This is a genomic window from Sphingobacterium sp. WOUb80 (assembly GCF_050058145.1).
In the GTDB taxonomy this organism is placed as follows: Bacteria; Bacteroidota; Bacteroidia; order Sphingobacteriales; family Sphingobacteriaceae; genus Sphingobacterium.
The window spans coordinates 5,653,942-5,672,030 of record NZ_CP165617.1; the positions used below are offsets into that span (position 1 = coordinate 5,653,942).

The 18,089-nt window shown below is 39.4% G+C and carries 11 protein-coding genes; 9 read left to right on the top strand and 2 right to left on the bottom strand.

Features of this window, described 5'->3' with window-relative positions; genetic code table 11:
• Positions 1-104: 104 nt before the first annotated feature.
• On the top strand, positions 105-1,352 hold the full coding sequence (locus AB1Z56_RS23315; RefSeq protein WP_293905534.1) for a glycoside hydrolase family 88 protein: 1,248 nt from the start codon (positions 105-107) through the stop codon (positions 1,350-1,352).
• Between the two features lie 128 nt (positions 1,353-1,480).
• On the opposite strand, the gene AB1Z56_RS23320 is transcribed toward AB1Z56_RS23315, so the two are convergent.
• Entirely contained in the window at positions 1,481-5,362 is a 3,882-nt protein-coding gene (locus tag AB1Z56_RS23320) for a hybrid sensor histidine kinase/response regulator transcription factor (protein ID WP_426790322.1), read from the bottom strand.
• Positions 5,363-5,498: 136 nt separating this feature from the next.
• Here AB1Z56_RS23320 and AB1Z56_RS23325 point away from each other — a divergent pair, with 136 nt between their 5' ends.
• The 6 genes from AB1Z56_RS23325 to AB1Z56_RS23350 all read left to right on the top strand — a co-directional run bounded on the left by AB1Z56_RS23325 (position 5,499) and on the right by AB1Z56_RS23350 (position 15,917).
• On the top strand, positions 5,499-8,624 hold the full coding sequence (locus AB1Z56_RS23325; RefSeq protein WP_426790323.1) for a SusC/RagA family TonB-linked outer membrane protein: 3,126 nt from the start codon (positions 5,499-5,501) through the stop codon (positions 8,622-8,624).
• Positions 8,625-8,637: 13 nt separating this feature from the next.
• A complete protein-coding gene (locus tag AB1Z56_RS23330) occupies positions 8,638-10,326 on the top strand; it encodes a RagB/SusD family nutrient uptake outer membrane protein (protein WP_313266174.1) in 1,689 nt (562 codons plus the stop codon).
• A gap of 153 nt (positions 10,327-10,479) precedes the next feature.
• The gene (locus AB1Z56_RS23335; RefSeq protein ID WP_426790324.1) at positions 10,480-11,745 is read left to right on the top strand and encodes a DUF2264 domain-containing protein; all 1,266 of its coding nucleotides are present in this window, start codon (positions 10,480-10,482) and stop codon (positions 11,743-11,745) included.
• Between the two features lie 48 nt (positions 11,746-11,793).
• Positions 11,794-13,068, top strand: a complete 1,275-nt coding sequence (locus AB1Z56_RS23340) for a glycoside hydrolase family 88 protein (RefSeq protein ID WP_426790325.1) — start codon at positions 11,794-11,796, stop codon at positions 13,066-13,068.
• A 590-nt stretch (positions 13,069-13,658) separates the two neighbouring features.
• Positions 13,659-14,123 carry a hypothetical protein gene (locus tag AB1Z56_RS23345; RefSeq protein WP_426790326.1) on the top strand — a complete coding sequence of 155 codons (465 nt, stop codon included), beginning with the start codon at positions 13,659-13,661 and terminating at the stop codon, positions 14,121-14,123.
• Between the two features lie 840 nt (positions 14,124-14,963).
• Entirely contained in the window at positions 14,964-15,917 is a 954-nt protein-coding gene (locus AB1Z56_RS23350; RefSeq protein ID WP_426790327.1) for a helix-turn-helix transcriptional regulator, read from the top strand.
• A gap of 110 nt (positions 15,918-16,027) precedes the next feature.
• On the opposite strand, the gene AB1Z56_RS23355 is transcribed toward AB1Z56_RS23350, so the two are convergent.
• A complete protein-coding gene (locus tag AB1Z56_RS23355) occupies positions 16,028-16,498 on the bottom strand; it encodes a DinB family protein (RefSeq protein ID WP_426790328.1) in 471 nt (156 codons plus the stop codon).
• Between the two features lie 337 nt (positions 16,499-16,835).
• Here AB1Z56_RS23355 and rplC point away from each other — a divergent pair, with 337 nt between their 5' ends.
• Both rplC and rplD read left to right on the top strand, forming a co-directional pair.
• Positions 16,836-17,453, top strand: a complete 618-nt coding sequence (rplC, locus tag AB1Z56_RS23360; protein ID WP_046674864.1) for a 50S ribosomal protein L3 — start codon at positions 16,836-16,838, stop codon at positions 17,451-17,453.
• Positions 17,454-17,458: 5 nt separating this feature from the next.
• Positions 17,459-18,088, top strand: coding sequence for a 50S ribosomal protein L4 (gene rplD / locus AB1Z56_RS23365; protein WP_075990873.1), 630 nt, complete (start codon positions 17,459-17,461; stop codon positions 18,086-18,088).
• Position 18,089 lies beyond the last annotated feature (1 nt).

Below are 18,089 nucleotides of genomic sequence, written 5' to 3' on the forward strand. Positions count from 1 at the left end.
CTGTGAACCAAAGCTCCATATTCATTAATCAAAGAGCTGATTATTTATGTGAAAAATTGACGCGCTGATGCGCTGACTAAATAAAAATAAAAGAATAAAAAATAATGAAATTAAAACAACTCCCTGTGTTATTATTGGCTGTTTTGGGTACTTCGACTGTCGTTCAAGCCCAAACAGCAAAACCAAATCTATCCAAAGAGTTTATTCAGCAGCAGCTAGATGCTGCAGCGAAGCAAATAAAAGTCCTTGCGAATGAAACTCCGACAGAAAAGTTTCCAAAAACTTTTGAAAATGGCAAAGAAGTATTTTCTTCGTCGAGCTGGTGGTGTTCGGGGTTCTATCCGGGGACTTTGCTGTATTTATATGAAGGGACCAAAGACGAAGGGTTATTAAAGAAAGCAACCGAGAAATTGACGTATCTGGAAAAAGAAAAGAACAACAAGGGTACACATGATTTAGGGTTTATGTTATTTTGTAGTTTTGGAAATGCACTTCGTCTCACGGGCGATACGCAAAAGTACGAACCGGTACTCAGTACTGGTGCGAATTCTTTGGCATCTCGCTATAGTCCCATTACCAAAACGATCCGTTCCTGGGATCACGGATCATGGCAGTATCCAGTTATAATCGATAATATGATGAACCTGGAGTTTTTGACACAGGTGTCTAAAATGACTGGAGATAAAAAATTCTATGATATTGCGGTATCTCATGCTGAAACAACTTTGAAAAACCACTTCAGAAAAGATTATAGTTCCTACCATGTGATCGATTATGATAAGAACACAGGTAAGGCCATTGGAAAAAAAACACACCAGGGTGCATTTGATGAATCAGCATGGTCAAGAGGGCAGGGATGGGCATTATATGGTTATACAATGATGTATCGTGAAACCAAGAAAAAAGAATTTTTGAAGCAGGCACAGCAAATCGCAAAGTATATCTTAAGCAATCCAAATCTGCCGGCTGATCTGGTTCCTTACTGGGATTTCGATAAAGATAAAATTGCGAAGTCAGATAAAATGTATCCGAATAAGGATCTGCGGGATGTATCTGCAGCGGCATTATATGCCTCGGCATTATTGGAGCTCTCTCAATATACAAAGGGAAGTGAGTCTGTGAAGTACTTTGATAAAGCAGAAACTCTTCTTAAAAATCTGTCGAAGGCACCTTACCTTGCTCCTTATGGGCAAAATGGAGGCTATATTTTACAACATAGTGTTGGAGCGTTGCCATTGAATTCCGAAATCGATGTACCGTTGACTTATGCAGATTATTACTATGTGGAAGCCTTGGTCCGGTATCAACGCCTATTGTCTGGAGAACCTATGATCAAAGAGATCGCTAAATAGGACTATCAAAGAAAAGCGTATTCTTGGGAAATCAACTCGTTTAGATGACACAGGGATAGATAAAAAAAGAGATGCATATAGCATCTCTTTTTTTATGAGACAGGATGTCGATTAGCATTTAAATATAGCTAAGTTTCAGTGGTCTGACTTGAATTCGCTGCTTGTTCTGAAGGATTGTGTCCAAACTGTTTTTTGAATTCCTTACTAAAGTATTTTCTGTCGGAAAATCCTACAGCATAGGCGACTTCGCTGATGTTCATGGCAGATATCAGTAATTCTTTCGCTTTGTTCAGCCGGTAAGTTTTGACATAATTATTGAGCGATAAATTAGAGATGGCCTTCAGCTTGCGATAGAGGATAGGCGCACTCATACCCATTGTTCGAGAAATAAAATTGACGTCAAAGCCGTCCGATTGAAGATTATCTTCGATTAATTGATTTAGGGATGAGATGAATTGTGCATCAAGCTCATTCTCAAATGAAGCTGTTTTAACCTGAAATTCTTTGCTTCTTTTCTGACTGATTGCCATGAGATTGTGTGCAGAAAGGAAAAGCTGTTTATTGTCGAAAGGTTTTGTCAGGTAGATGTTTGCACCATGTTCCAAGGCTAAAGTTTGGGAATTGCTATCGGTTACGGCAGTCAGCAAGATGAATGGTATATGACTGGTCATCATATTTGTTTTAATGGCTTGGCATAGTTGAGCACCATCCATGTAAGGCATCATCAGATCCGAAATAATCAGATCAGGGATATATTCCAATGCTTTAGAAAGTGCCTCCTCACCATTGACAGCAGTAATAATACTGAAGCTCTCTTCAAATAGACTGACAACGGCTGCTAATAATTCGCTATTGTCCTCTACAATCAAGATGGTTTGCTTTAAGGAAATATCCAGCGTGTTTAAGTTCGTTATATTTGCTTCCTCTGTTTCTTTTGTTAATATTTCTACCGGTACAACGTCAGTTTTTTGGTTTGCTTGCTTCGGGAGACTGACAGTAAATACAGTCCATTCTCCTTTTTCATCCTTCATCGTAGAGCAGCGAATATCTCCTTCGTGCTGCTGCACAATTTGTTTGGTAAGTGCCAAACCAATACCTGTTCCGATTACGTCATTAGCCTGTTCTTCACGATAGTATTCTTCAAATATTTTAAATTGATTGTCCGTAGCGATACCGATACCATTATCGACGATGTGAATAGCTATTGTATAATCATTTTCGATAAGATCTAGATAAACGGTGCCATGTTCCGGTGTATACTTGATCGCATTTGACAAGAGGTTAAACATGACCTTATCAAATTGTACGGTATCTATGGATTGTAGCCCTACGGCATCCAGCTGCCGGATATAGTAATTGAGGTGTTTTGCTTTGGCAAGGTCATTTAATAGGTAGAAGGTGTCTTCTATATATTCCCTGAAAGAGATGTCCGTTTTTTTCAGGACAAAGTGCTTGTCGTCGAACTTTTTAAAGTCGAGCAATTCGTTTATGACACCTAGGAGTTTGCTGGCATTCTTTTTTATCCGTTTTACTTTGTTCTGGGTAGAAGTCAGATTGGCTGTTTCGGAAATAATTTCATCCAATGGGGACGTTATCAAGGTCAGCGGCGTACGGATTTCGTGCGATATCTGTGTGAAAAATCTGATTTTCCTTTCCTGTTCTCGCTCTGAATTGATCAGCATCTCACGTTCGACAACAAATTTAATGACCAGATGCACACCTAGGGTAAACAATATTGCATAGAATAGGTAGGCCCACCAGGTTCTCCAAAAAGGAGGTTTTATATCCATAAAAATCCTTAGCGGAGTGCTGCTCCATATGCCATCGTTGTTACTGGCAAATATAGTCAAGGTATGCATACCTGTGGGAATATTGGTATATCGTGTTGATGGGGTGCTTGTTTCAACCCAGTCCTTGTCAAAACCTTCGAGCTTATAGCGGTATCTGTTCTTTTGTGGTTTGATGAAATTGGAACTGGAGAAATTGATCGTGACAAAGTTTTCATCGTGCCGGAGTTTGAGCTGATAGCTGTTTGGATCTGCAGTTTTCTGAATGCGTCCGTAGTTTAATGGAGCGTCTTCGAGAAAGATATTTCGGAAAAGTACATTAGGGATGTGCTGATTGAAGGTTATTTTCCGGGTGTCTACAGAAAAGACTCCGTTGAGTGTGGTGACAAACAGGGTTTCTGTTTTGCTCGCAAAAACTTTTGCACCAAGTAAATTTTTGACCGGTAAACCGTCATATTGATTCAGGAGGTAGCTATGTTTTGTTGTGGGATTATAGCATATGAGCCCATTTTTACTGGTAAGCCATACCTGATTGTTCACAAAGATGGGCCAGCCTAGCGAATTGTTCGGAAAGCGAGAGACCTTGGTTAAGTGATCATGCTGATCAAAATGATATAAATTTTCTTTCGATGTCAGCCAGATGTCGCCATTCGGATGCACATAAAATCCACCGAGAACTAATGTGTCGAGCTGTTTTATTGGGCGTATGTTCGATTCATTGTTTTTTTTGCGAAAAAGCGCGCCTCCTCTCAGGAAATAAATGTACTGTCTATTATCAGCTTGTATATCATCGATTGTAGCTGTTTTCATAGCGGCACTATATTGGGGCTGTTTTCCTGGCTCCACCGTATAGAGCCCCCTATTGGTTCCGAGGTAAATGCGATGTGTAGGGTCGACGTAAATGCTGTAGATGTTATTTTTGAGATTTAAGAGATCTTTTTCGAGATAAAAATGTTGAGCATTTCCAGTTTGTGCATCGATAATGGAATAGCCTCCACCATATTGTGCTGCGTAGACTTTGTTGTCTCGAACATATAAGTCCTTAATCAGATTTGACTGGGTTAGTTTAGATAAAGGGGAAGTTGCTCCCGTTGCCTTATCAATCCTGTTGATTCCCTCTTCCTCCGTTCCTAGCCAATAGGCATTGTCTGATTCGGCGAAACTACCTGTGATATCACTATTTAGGCGAAGATTAGAAGGCGAACGGGTTGAATAGTGTTGTATGGGGATGAGATCGGGGTAAATAGCGTTTATTCCTCCAAAATAGGTGCCTATCCACGTGATTTGTTGTCGATCAATAAAAATATCATAGATCGAATTTTGGCTCAATGAATTTTTAACGGAAGTATTGTGTTTATAGTTTAAGAACTGTGTCGATCCATTAAAGATCGAGAGTCCCTTTAGTGTGCCAATCAGGAGTTCACCGTTTTTAGCCGGGACAATTTTCCGGATATTATTGCTCAGTAGATTACTATTTGTTTCGTTTAAATTATTCCATCTTTTGTCCCTGAGGTTATATTGGAATATTCCGTGCAATTTTGTTCCAACCCAGAGCACATCTTTATGGAGATATAGAGCGCTGAAAATGCGTTCTTTTAATGGCAGCGAAGGCAATATCAGATTCTGGATATTGAAAATCTTATTATTTTGCAATGAAAAAGATTCTATGCCATTGTAACTTGCTATGATATAGGTATTTGGATTTGTTTGAATGATGGATTGTGCCCCGGGACGGTCAAGGATTTTCTTGAGATTGTAGGTGCCAGCTGTGGGGACAGCCTGATAGAGCCCTTTATCAGTGCAAAGAAATATCTGGTCTGAAAGAAACTGAATGTCGGTAACAACAATTTTTTCCTGAAAGGGTTTTCCCAGTTTAAATACAGCTTTACGTTTGTCGATGTCGAAAATAAATAATTGAGTTGCGGTAGCGATGAAAAGATGATTCTTTGCATTGACGGCAATCTTATTGATGTAATCAACCTTTTTAAAGACGGTATCCTGTACGAGAATATTGGTGATATTCTGAGAGTCGTAGACAAATAAGTTGGCGCCACCACCAAACCAAAGCTTACCCTGTTTATCTTGGGCAATGGTTAACACGGCCTGCTTATCTAGTACATTCTCTTGGCTAAGTGACTCAAACTTTAGATCCTGGGCATGACAGAGCGAAATGATGGAGACCAACAGTAGAAAATGTCGCGATAAAATAGGTAGTATACTCATGGTTATGGGGTATTTGCATCAAATTTAAGATTTTACCCCCAAATATTTATGAATTTCACCTCTCTTAATTTGCTTATAGACCCATCTTTGGCTTATTAAACAACCAATTTTTATTATAAAACTAATTTCCTAAAGTATGGCAAAGTTTTACAAAGTTGGACTGTCTGCTATGATGATGTTTACTGTGGGTGCGACTATGGCACAGCAGAAAATTTCGATTACGGGGCGGATTACAGACAGTCAAGGAGCACCTTTAGCGGGTGTAACGATTCGAGAAAAGGGTGGAAGTATTTCTACTTCTACAAATGCTACTGGTACCTATTCATTGTCAGTGAGCTCCAATGCAACAATTGTCGTTTCCTATATCGGTTATCAAAACCAGGAAGTAGCTGTTAATGGACGCAATGTCATTAATATTACTCTGGATGGAATGAGTGCGGCCATTGATGAAGTTGTAGTCGTGGGGTATGGAACGCAGAAGAAATCTAATTTGACAAGTTCAGTCTCCACTATTGATCAAAAGGCTTTGGAATCTCGTCCTATTTCTAATGTGATGTCGGCCATGCAAGGGGCTGCACCAGGGCTTGTTGTAACCAGATCTGGCGGACAGCCGGGAAGCGAGGGGTTTTCTGTTAATATAAGGGGTGATTTATCGACAGGGGGATCGAGTCCTTTAGTGCTAATTGATGGCGTTCCTGGATCATTGACATATACAAATCCAGATGATATCGCTAATATATCAATTTTAAAAGATGCGTCCGCTACAGCAATTTATGGCTCTAGAGGGGCCGCCGGTGTAGTTTTGGTAACTACAAAATCCGGGCAGGGGAAACTAAAAGTGAACTACCAGGGAATGTGGACTGCAAAAAAGATGGGTTTATTCCCAGAACGGATTAATAGCTGGGAAGAAGCAGAAATGCAAAATCTTGCGCGTATTAATGCAGGGCAGTCTCCAGACTGGAGTGATGAATTAATTGCTTTGATGAAAGATCCAAATCAATACTATAGAGTAAATCCTACAAATCCAACAGCCTATCAGTATTTTGGTAATTACAATTATCCTAAAATCCTATTAAAGGATAAGGCAACGCGTTTAAACCAGAACCTCTCGATATCGGGTAGTACTGATAAGGATAGTTATTTGTTTTCACTGGGCTATGTAAGTGACAAAGGAATCTTTAGATATGGCCCTGACGATTATAAAAAATTGAACGGACGTTTTAATTATCATAGGGAATTATCAAAGATATTCAGCTTGGATTCCAAAATTATCTATAGCAGATCGGAAAAAAATTCAAGTGTTTTGGGAGCAAGTAACGATTATGGATTGATCTATAATATTGTTTCGTCGAGAAGTATAAGTCCTATATATCTTCCTGAAAGTGGCGATACGAAATATGCTGCAGGGAGTGCCGGGGGCGAAACTGTTGCGTTGTTGAAAGAGGGGGGACGTAATAATAATGTGGTTCATGAGATAGGTGGTAGTTTTGAGTTGGGAGCAAAAGACATCTTTACGGAGGGATTGAAATTACGTTTATTATATAGTCCAAGGATATTAGTTGATAATGACAACAATACGCGTTTACCTGTTCCGATGTATAATCTGACTGGACAATCGGGCTGGGCGGGTGGCAACAACTTTAGTTTAAATCAAATCCTTAAAGGACGCGGACAGGCCTTGACAAACAACTGGCAAGCAGTTGGAGAATATAATCGTACATTTAACGATAAACATGAAATTTTAGCACGTGGAGGATATCGTTATGACGATTATCGTTATGATTACATTGTTGCATCAGCGGCAAATTTGCCAACCGACGATGTTTTGGCATTAAGGCAAGCGAGCGATAAAAATAACACCTCTGTTAATGATAATATACAGACAAATACATTGATTTCTTTCTTTGGAACTGCGCAATATGTATTTGATAAAAGATATATCGTACAAGGAACCTTAAATAGAGAAGGAAGTTCTAGACTATCACCCGCAAATCGTTGGATTACATTGCCCGGTGTTTCGGCAGGTTGGCGTGTAAATAACGAATCTTGGTTTGGTGAAGCATCTAAACTATTTAATGAGTTGAAACTGCGGGCAGCTTGGGGTAAACAAGCAAATGATCCGAATAGTGATAATCCACGTGCAAACAATTACGATTATATCAATTCGCTTTCTAAAGGAGATGCCTATCCATTTAATAATGTTCGTAATACCTATTATTGGATTGGAAGCGCTGCTTCACCATTGCGGACCTGGGAAAAGGTGACTAACACAGATGTCGGATTGGATTTTGCGATGTTGAATAGAAAATTGGAAGGTTCATTTTCCTATTTCTGGCGTCAGACAAAAGGTACTTATGGAACTGTGACGCAACCAGGGGTATTTGGAATTGGAAGCCCAAGTACAAATATTGGTGACTTTAAGTCATGGGGATGGGAACTGAGCCTCAGTTGGAAAGATAAAATTGGAGCGGATTTTAACTATTCGGTAGCAGCCAATGTATCAGATAACAATAATAAGGTTATATCATTCCTGAACAGAAGAAATGTGAGTGGTGGACTAGTTTCCCTCTTGGAGGGCTATGCTAAAAATTCAATCTTTGGTTATCGTACTGACGGTTATTTCCAAAGTGCAGAGGAAATAGCGAATAATAAGGTAAATCATCAGAATCCAACTCTTGGTCCAGGCGATATTCGTTATGTGGATATCAATGGTGATAATATTATTTCTTCGGGTAAAGGTAACTTAGAGGATCCTGGTGATTTGGTTTATCTTGGTACACAAAATCCACGCTATTCATTTGGTCTGAACCTAGCTTTTGATTACAAAGGATTTGATTTTAGTGCATTTATTCAAGGAGTTGGTAAAAGAGAGTTTTTATTACCATCGATATTGACGCTCCCTTATACCGAAAGTTGGCGTCAAGCCTGGGCGATACACAAAGATTATTGGACGCCTGAGAATCCAAATGCAATGTTCCCTCGCCCAGTAATGGGAGGAGGAAGTAATACAAGAATATCGGATAAGTGGGTAGTGAATGGCGCTTATGCTAGGATGAAAAATATTCAGTTGGGCTATACATTACCTAAAAACTTAACTACCAAGGCAAAGATAGATCGTTTAAGAGTCTTTTTCTCAGGGGAAGATTTATTTGAGTTCAAAAAATCATGGAACCCGTACTATGATCCTGAAACTCCTAATGGTCAAGCCTTTGGATATCCGTTCTTTCGCTCATTTACAGTGGGTGCAAATATCACATTTTAAACCGAAGAAAGTTATGAAAATACAAATAAAGAAATCAGAAATTCTTGTCAAGAGAGTTGCAAAATTGGGGGTGCTAATTGCGTCAGCCAGTGTTGTCTTCTCTTCATGTATGAAAGATTTGGATAATAAGTTTGATGAAACACAAGTAACTGATGCTTCTTTCTGGAAAACGGAGTCGCATTTGCTCATGGGCGTGAATTATCTGTATACATTTTTACCAGGAATAGGTGAGAACAATGCAGCAAATTGGTCGGATGATTCAAGATCAACAGGTAACAATTCAATAAGTGACGGATCTCGTTTAGTACCAAGTAGTACGGGAGATTATACAGGGAACTATCAGCTAATACGTGCTGCTAATACCGTGATGGAAAAAGCACAACAAATGAGCTTGGATCCAAGTATTATCAACAAGTATAGTGCAGAGGCACGTTTCTTTCGGGCATACGCTTATGGTGAATTGCTAAAAAGATTTGGTGGAATGCCAATTATAACGCGCACTATGGGGCTGGGTGATGAACTTTTGCAGGCTCCGAGAGGCACACGTGAGGAGGTTGTTAATTTGATCTATGAGGATCTGGATTATGCTATTCAAAATTTACCTGAGGCTAAAGATACCAAATCTACGGATTATGGGAGAATCAATAAGAGTGTTGCGCAAGCACTAAAAGTAAGACTAGCACTTTTTGAAGGAACTTTTGAAAAATACCATAAGATTGGAGACCCCAAAAAGCATCTTACGATAGCAAAAAATGTAGCCAATGATATTATTTCTGCGGGTTATTTTAAGCTCTTTAGTTATTCAGCTGACCCTGCAAAGAGTTATTATTATTTGTTCCAAAAAGAAGCAAACGGATATGCTAACAAAGAGAATATTTTACCAAGATTGTATGGCAAGGATATGACGGACAAAATTTCAACACATAACTATAGCCGAAATCTAGAACAGGGAGCTACTACCCCTACTCGTTATTTGGTGGATGCCTATCTATATGTAGATGGTTTACCGAGAGAGGGTGCAAATAGATCTCCTTATTATAAGCCTAGTGTAAGTACATTGACAGAATTTGAAAATAGAGATCCTCGTTTGGCAATGACTGTTTTTAAAAAAGGTGATCTTTATATTAATGGGGCCAATTATCAGCCTATGTTTTCGTTCACTCAAACAGGATATAAAACTTTTAAATATTTTAATGCAGTCGATTGGAGGGAGCAAATAAGCTTCACCGAACACAAGGTCATTCGTTATGCAGAGGTACTATTGTCCTATGCGGAAGCCGCATATGAATTGGATGGAAGTATTTCAGATAATGATCTTAATCGATCATTAAACCTAGTTCGTGAACGAGCGGGCATGCCTAAGCTGACTAATACATTTGTTTCCGATCATCAGATGAATATGTTAGAGGAGATCCGTAGAGAGCGAAGAGTCGAGTTTGCACTTGAGGGGGAACATCGCTATTGGGATATAATCCGGTGGAAAATAGCAGAGAAGGTACTGCCGTTGCCTACATTGGGTATTCAGTATTTTGAAAATGAATATGCGGAAAAGCCCTCTGTTAAACTGACTCCTGAGGGATATGTTATTGCTCAAACTGCTGCAACTAGAAAATTTGATCCTGCGAGAGACTATTTATGGCCTCTGCCGATTACAGAACTCGGTCTAAATCCGAATTTGGAGCAAAATCCTGAGTGGAAGTAAAAGATGTGATGTAAAAAAGTTGTTATCAATCGCTTATGCAATCGTTTGCTAGAGCGATTGATTTCTTTTTGCTTGCTTTTTTAACGTAAAATAAAGATTTTTAATGTTTTGTGTAGTGTTATCATGCTCACATTAATTTATAAACCATTATCGATGAAGAGAAGATTCCTATTAAAATTGTTAGGCGGAGCTGGAGTTGGCGTATTAACTGCGTCCTTACCAATGGAAGCAAAGGCAGGCAATTTAGACGATAAAAGAAATTTTACCGAAAATGACCGGGCTTATTGGGTATCTATCTTACATAAGATGGCAGCTCCAATATTAAGCAATATTAGTAAACAACAGTGGCGTAAAAATATGCCGATGGAGGTAAGCCCGACTTTTGATAGTAGGGATCCCGGAGTCGGATACCTAGAAGCCTTTGGACGTTTGCTGGCTGGAATGGCACCTTGGTTAGCGTTACCAGATGACATAACAGAGGAAGGTAAATTGCGTAAGCAATTACGCGACCAAGCACTACTCGGTATACAATACGGCGTAGATCCAAAATCTCCTGATTATTTTACTTGGCGAGGACCTTCGTCTCAGACCCTTGTGGATGCAGCGCATCTTGCACTGGCTTTTCTGAGAGCCCCAAAAGCTTTATGGGATCCATTGGACCCAGCGACAAAGAAAAGAGTCGTCGAAGAGTTTAAACTGCTGCGCAAGATTAAGCCGAATGAAAGTAATTGGCTGCTGTTCGCGGCAATGACAGAAACTTTTCTTTACAGCATAGGAGAGGAATGTGCACGGGAAAAGATCGATTATGCTGTCAATAAATTTGATCAGGAATGGTATGTGGGAGATGGCTGGTATAGTGATGGTGCTCATTTTAGTTTTGACCACTACAATGGTTATGTGATCCATTGTATGCAGGTTGAGTCACTGCGTCATAATATCCCAGCAGGTGGAAAATACAAAGAGATGTATGAGCGAGCCTACAAACGAATGCAGCGCTATGCGCATCATCTGGAACGTATGATCTCGCCGGAAGGTCATTATGTCGTTGTTGGCCGTTCATCAACTTATAAGAATGCTGCATTCCAGCCGCTGGCAACTGTTGCTTTAGAAAATAAGCTGCCCGAAGACATCTCGAAAGGACAGGTTAGGGCTGCATTGACAACTATACTTCGGCATATTTATATTGACAAAACCTTTGCGCCCTCGGGATGGCTGCGTATGGGAGTGGTAGGTGATAAACAATCCAATCTCGCAGATTACTATACAAATGCAGGGTCTATGTATGTGGCCTCCCTGTCATTCTTGCCTTTGGGATTGCCGGCAGATGATGAGTTCTGGACCTGTGCCCCGCAACCATGGACTTCCCAAAAATGCTGGCGTGCCGAGCAATTTCCGAAGGACTATTATGTAAGTTATTAAACGAAAAACGAATAAAAATAAAAAGCAAAAGATTAAGGATTGGATAAAATGAAGATACAACACTATATTACGGGAGCTTTAATGATCGGGCTAGGCATGCAGGGAATTTCCTGTTCCAGTCAGCGAAACTTAGGGTCAGTGAAATTGGGGCTTGACAAAGAATTTGTCCGTACCAATTTAGAAGATGCACATAAACAAATTGCCTACCTCGCCGCATCGATCGGTGAATCGGATATGCCTACAACCTATAAAGATGGTAAATATGTAAATTGGGGTTCAAGTTGGTGGTGCTCTGGGTTTTATCCCGGTACAGTGTTATACTTATACGAGTATACCAAGGATGAAAAGCTTTTGACGGAAGCAAAAAGCAAATTAAAAGAACTTGAGAAGGAGAAGAACAACAAGGGAACACATGATTTGGGCTTTATGTTGTATTGCAGCTTTGGGAATGCATTGCGCCTGACCGGTGATTCGGCGTCTTATAAGGGAATTTTAAGTACTGGAGCAGCGTCGTTGGCGACACGTTTCCACGAAGCACCCAAAACTATCCGTTCATGGGACGGTGGCAAAAATTGGGATGGGCAGCCTTGGACCTATCCAGTGATCATCGATAATATGATGAACCTGGAGTTTTTGACGGAAGTTTCCAAGATGACAGGTGATAAGCGTTATCGTGATATTGCGGTGCAGCATGCCAATACAACAATGGTCAATCACTATCGAAAAGATTATAGTTCCTACCATGTCGTGGATTACAATCCGCAAGATGGTAGCATTATTTCGAGAAAGACGGCGCAAGGTGCTTTTGACGAGTCTGCATGGGCTAGAGGACAATCTTGGGGACTTTATGGTTATACGATGATGTACCGCGAGACTGGTGACAAGAAATATTTGGAACAAGCTAGGCATATTGCACAGTTTTATCTGAACCATCCCAATCTTCCGAAAGATCTGATCCCTTATTGGGATATGGACCAGAATAAACTTACTCCGGATAGTAAATATTATAGTCAGAAAGATCTTCGTGATGTATCGACAGCTTCGGTGACAGCTTCGGCTTTGTTGGAACTGGCGCAATACACAACAGGTAGTGAAAGCCAGCTGTACATCTCAAAGGCTGAGCAGATGTTGCGGTCTTTATCATCTAAACCCTACAAAGCAGATTATAAAGAAGCAGGGGGATATATTTTAAAACATAGCGTGGGTTCTATACCACATAAAACAGAAGTTGATGTTCCTTTGACCTATGCGGATTACTATTATGTAGAGGCATTGGTGCGGTATGATCGATTGCTCCGTGGAGAGAAAGTGATTAAACAATAGATGATAAGGCCGGTTTAAACTGTTCTTAAAATAAGTGTTGTTTTAGGGACAGTTTTAGCCGTTTGTGCACTTGGGAAAATGCCGTTCCAACCAAGCCTAAATTTTCATTGGAGCATTTCCTGTTATAATAGTCGCGATAGACACATAATATCTAGTGAGATCTATCACCTGAATGTGTCAGATCTATGCCGCTCCGTTTATAAGCTACCAATATTATAAATCTAACAAAGAATGAAAACAACAAATAGTTAAGTCAGATTTATTGAAATTACACTTATTAGTGTTTTTTAGGTCGGTAAGTTTCTGTATTTCAAAATAGTATATTTTGGTCAAGTAATCATTTGGACGGATTAATAGATAGTACACCTATTTTTTTACGGAGAATTTTTTAAAGCGATGCGCCGTTGATCTTTCGACCATAATTATTAACGATGAGGCATCATTCACTAATGATCGAGAAACTTTAGTCAATTTATCTAAAAGAAAGGAGGCCGCTTATGATTTAGTTAAGATAGAAGCCAATTGTTGATAAGCTACATCTCAAAAAAAGCTTATAGAAATAGTCAATTATTTATAAACACTTTTGAATTATGTTAAAAAAATCTTTTGTAATAGCCTTTGCGTTATTTATTGTCACCGGTTTGTTCGTTCAAGCTAGAGATTTGAGTGTACCAGCCGTAAAATTATCTAATAAACTAGATGTAGTTTCTACAGAAAACGTTAGTACAAAAAAAAATACCAAAACGAATATTAAAACACTAAGTAGCACATTCGACTTTTATGTGTATAACTTTAGTAATTCCCCCATTTATTTGACCTTTAGTGGGAATTTTACAGGAGGAACTACACAGCATGTTGTAGTCCCTGCGAATACGCTTTCCTATCCCGTTAATATTCAAAGTGGAAATTATGATATTTATGCAAGTTGTCCTAGTTGGTTAACAATGTGGTATGCGATGAGCTGCGGTCATTCGGGCTCTGGACAATCTTATACTTTCGAAAATGTTTATTTGAGCGATAGTGGCTGTACATCATTAGATGTCGGAAGCAATTAAGGCCCAAAATAATTAATGTTGCTTTCTCAATGTCTTAATTTGGGCAGCTATTTATTATTTCGGTCGAATAGGAAGGTAGAAGCTGAAATAATTTTTGATCCGCTACATCTCGAGGGCTAAGCAGATGTAGCGGTCGCTTTCTTCTAAACCCTAAAAAGCAGATTATAAAGAAGCCGGTAGCTATATCTTGAAGCATAGTGTCGGATCAATTCCGCATAAAACAGAAGTGGCTGTGCGGTTGACCTATGTCGATTACTACTATGTGGAGGCATTGGTGCGATATGACCGGTTGCTCCGAGGAGAAAAGGTAATCAAGCAATCAAGCGTGACTGTTTTAAGTTTTCAACAAAGTTATTAACACCATGTGGAAAAGTGAAGTATATAAGGTACTTCACTTTTTTTGTTTTATTGGATTTAACTCTCTCAATCTAAAAACAAGTTTCTTCTTGTTGTATTTGATTTTATTCGTTGTCAAATACGGTCTCTTTCATCTAGTGCACATGGGTAGTATAACATGATATCATTTTCTATATTAATAGGGGTTTTATAGGGGGATAACAGGGGGTTAACAGGGGTATTATCCCTGTTAACCCCCTGCTAACCCCTAATAAAAATAGTGTTACTCCTTTTGTAATTAGGAATATGATATTAACTTGTTAATTATTTACTCCCGAAGAAGCCAGTTACAGGTAAGCCCTTATATTTGATATGCGTTCGATAAAGATACACGAGCAGAACTATATATTTTGCTGTATTATATTTCCGTGTTCCATAATTTGAAACTTTGCCATTTTTTGTGACATTCATTAAATCATTTGTGCTTTTCGTACCTTTATCCAAATGACGGATATCCAGAAAAGATTTGATCGTATACTTGCGATTTATATGCATCTACAGGCTAAACCTGTTGTGACAGCGGCCGCTCTGGCAGAGCGATATGAGGTGAGTCAACGGACGATTTATCGTGATATTCGGTCTTTGATGCAGGCTGGGATTCCGATTTACGGTGAGGCGGGAAATGGGTATTCGCTAGTTGAAGGCTATAAGATGCCACCTTTGCAATTTACAAGGGAAGAGGCATTGAGTTTTGTAGCAGCAGAGAAATTAGTCGAAAAGTATACGGACCGAAATCTTGCCAATCATTTTGCTACAGCCCTGCTTAAAATGAAAGCCATACTGAGAGGTAACGAAAAAGAGCAAGTTGCCTTAGTAGGGGATAATTTTCTCGTACGAGGTGGGCGACACCAATTCAATGAGAAGTTAACCCATGGCACAAACATATTGATCGAAAGTATTGCCGCGAAAAAATGTGTTGAAATCTATTATTCCAAACCTTCAGATAAAAGTCCCGAAAGAAGGGAAATTGAAGCTGTGGGGATCTTTGTGGAAAGCAAATTCTGGTATATCCTTGCTTTCTGTAAATTACGAAATGACTATAGACAATTTCGTTTGGACCGTATAAACAATATCCGAATACTTGCCGAAGATTTTGGAAAGGAGCATCCCGAGCTATCTTTCTTTCTGAATAAGCGGCATGAAGTGCCGACAACTAAAGTGGTGGTGCAAGTGGATAAAGAAATAGCTAGGTATATGGAATGGGACCGTCATTATTTCGGATTTCAGAGCGAAGTGATTGCGGATAATTATATCGAGATGCATTTTGAATGTATAAATATGGAGAATGGGTTTGCGCGCTGGTATCTGATGTTTGCTGATAAAGGTAAAATTGTCGAGCCGGAGTCATTGAAGGAAATAGTAAAACGATTGCTTTCATCTGCTTTGGAGCAAGTTTAATCTGAGTATGGGGTGGACAGGTCTTTCCTGCAACGAGATTAGATAAATAAGATACCTGTCAGATCTTTCTATTGAACCTAAACAGGTATCTTGTCGTGTAATGGCCGAAATTACCCTCTTTCCCAGAAAAATGGTGGCTGAATACCAAGTAAGCGTAGATAGACAAATCCCTGACCACGATGATGGATCTCATTATCGATAAAATACAAAATACTGTGAATGACGGGCGATTTGTATTGTCCAAACAAGTTGAATTCTTCGGAAAAGCGTTCTTCTGAAATCTTATTGAACAGTTCACTGATCCGTGGGGTTGCTTCATCCCATGCCTGTAGTAATTGCGCTTTGGTTGAATAACTGAAATTTTCGTTCAGCTCACCACTTTTATTATTCACAATCTCCTGGAGGCCGGGAACGGCAATGCCTAATAGTTCCTTCACCATATCCGCAAATGGACGCATGCCTTCTACTTTATAATTGAACAACTCTTCTTCGGGAAATTGCTCAATGGTTTGTCTTGTCAAATTTCTGTGGCCCAACCAATGTTCAAGTAATTCGTTTCTGGAAATGATTTCTGTTTTCATGATTCTCGTATTTAAAGTTTTTAGTAAGCTATACATCGCCTTCTGCGTTGTATGACAGTTCAAAATTATAGCGTCTTGTGACAGCTGTGTGGCAGTAGGAATAGATTGCCCTAATTTTATTTTTTTTGGCGATGATTTAATCGGAGCGGGGAGTTGGATAGGTATTATTCGGAAATTTGATGCTGATGAAGAAATGATCTAGAAAATAAAAAAAATAATTCACTAATTATTTGACAGTTATAAAAATATTTGTAACTTTGCAATCCCTTAATGGGGATAGTATGTCTTGAGCGAAGCCCTACTGCTTCGAAGGACTTTTAATTAATTAATTTACAACATGTCAGGTATTATTGGAAAAAAAGTAGGAATGACGAGCCTGTTTAACGCTGATGGGAAAAATATTCCTTGTACAGTGATTCAGGCCGGGCCGTGCGTGGTTACGCAGATACGTACGGAAGAAAAGGATGGCTACTCGGCAATTCAACTTGGTTTCGACGAAGCTAAGGAGAAAAACACGACAGCTCCTTTGAAAGGGCACTTTGCGAAAGCAAACACAACGCCTAAGCGTAAGTTGGTAGAGTTTAAAACTTTCCCAGATGCAAAACAACTTGGTGACGTAGTTGACGTTACTCTTTTTGAAGAAGGCGAGTACGTAGATGTAGTCGGTACTTCAAAAGGTAAAGGTTTCCAAGGTGTCATGAAACGTCATGGATTTGGTGGTGTAGGTGGTGCGACTCACGGTCAGCACAACAGATTACGTGCTCCAGGTTCATTAGGTGCTTCATCATGGCCTTCACGCGTATTCAAAGGTATGCGCATGGCTGGTCGTACAGGTGGTGACAGAGTTAAAGTTCAAAACTTACAGGTGTTGAAAGTTTACGCTGAGCAAAACCTTATCGTTGTTAGTGGTTCCATTCCAGGAGCTAAAGGTTCTTATGTAATCGTAGACAAATAGTAGAGATGGAAGTTAAAGTTTTAAATTTATCAGGTAAAGAAACAGGTGCCAAGGTGCAACTTCCTGAGTCGGTATTTGGGTTAGAGCCTAACGATCATGCGATCTATTTGGATGTGAAACAATACTTAGCGAACCAACGCCAAGGAACTCACAAATCTAAACAACGTAACGAAATCGCGGGTTCTACTCGTAAATTACACAAACAAAAAGGTACTGGTGGTGCTCGTGCGGGTTCTATCAAATCTCCATTGTTTAACGGGGGTGGTCGTGTATTCGGTCCTCAACCTCGTGACTACTCGTTCAAATTGAACAAAAAATTGAAACAAGTAGCACGTAAATCAGCGTTGTCTTACAAAGCAAAAGATAATAACATTGTGGTATTGGATGAAGTAAAATTCGATGCTATCAAAACTAAAAACTATGTTGCTTTAATAAATGCGTTGAACGTAGCTGATGAGAAAACATTGTTGGTATTGCCAGCTTACGATGAAATTGTTTATAAATCAAGCAGAAACTTGAAAAAAGCAAAAGTTATTGTTGCATCTGATTTAAATACATATGATGTATTGAACGCAACAAAATTATTGTTGACTACAGATTCTGTTAAATCTTTGGAGGAAGCATTAGCTAAGTAAT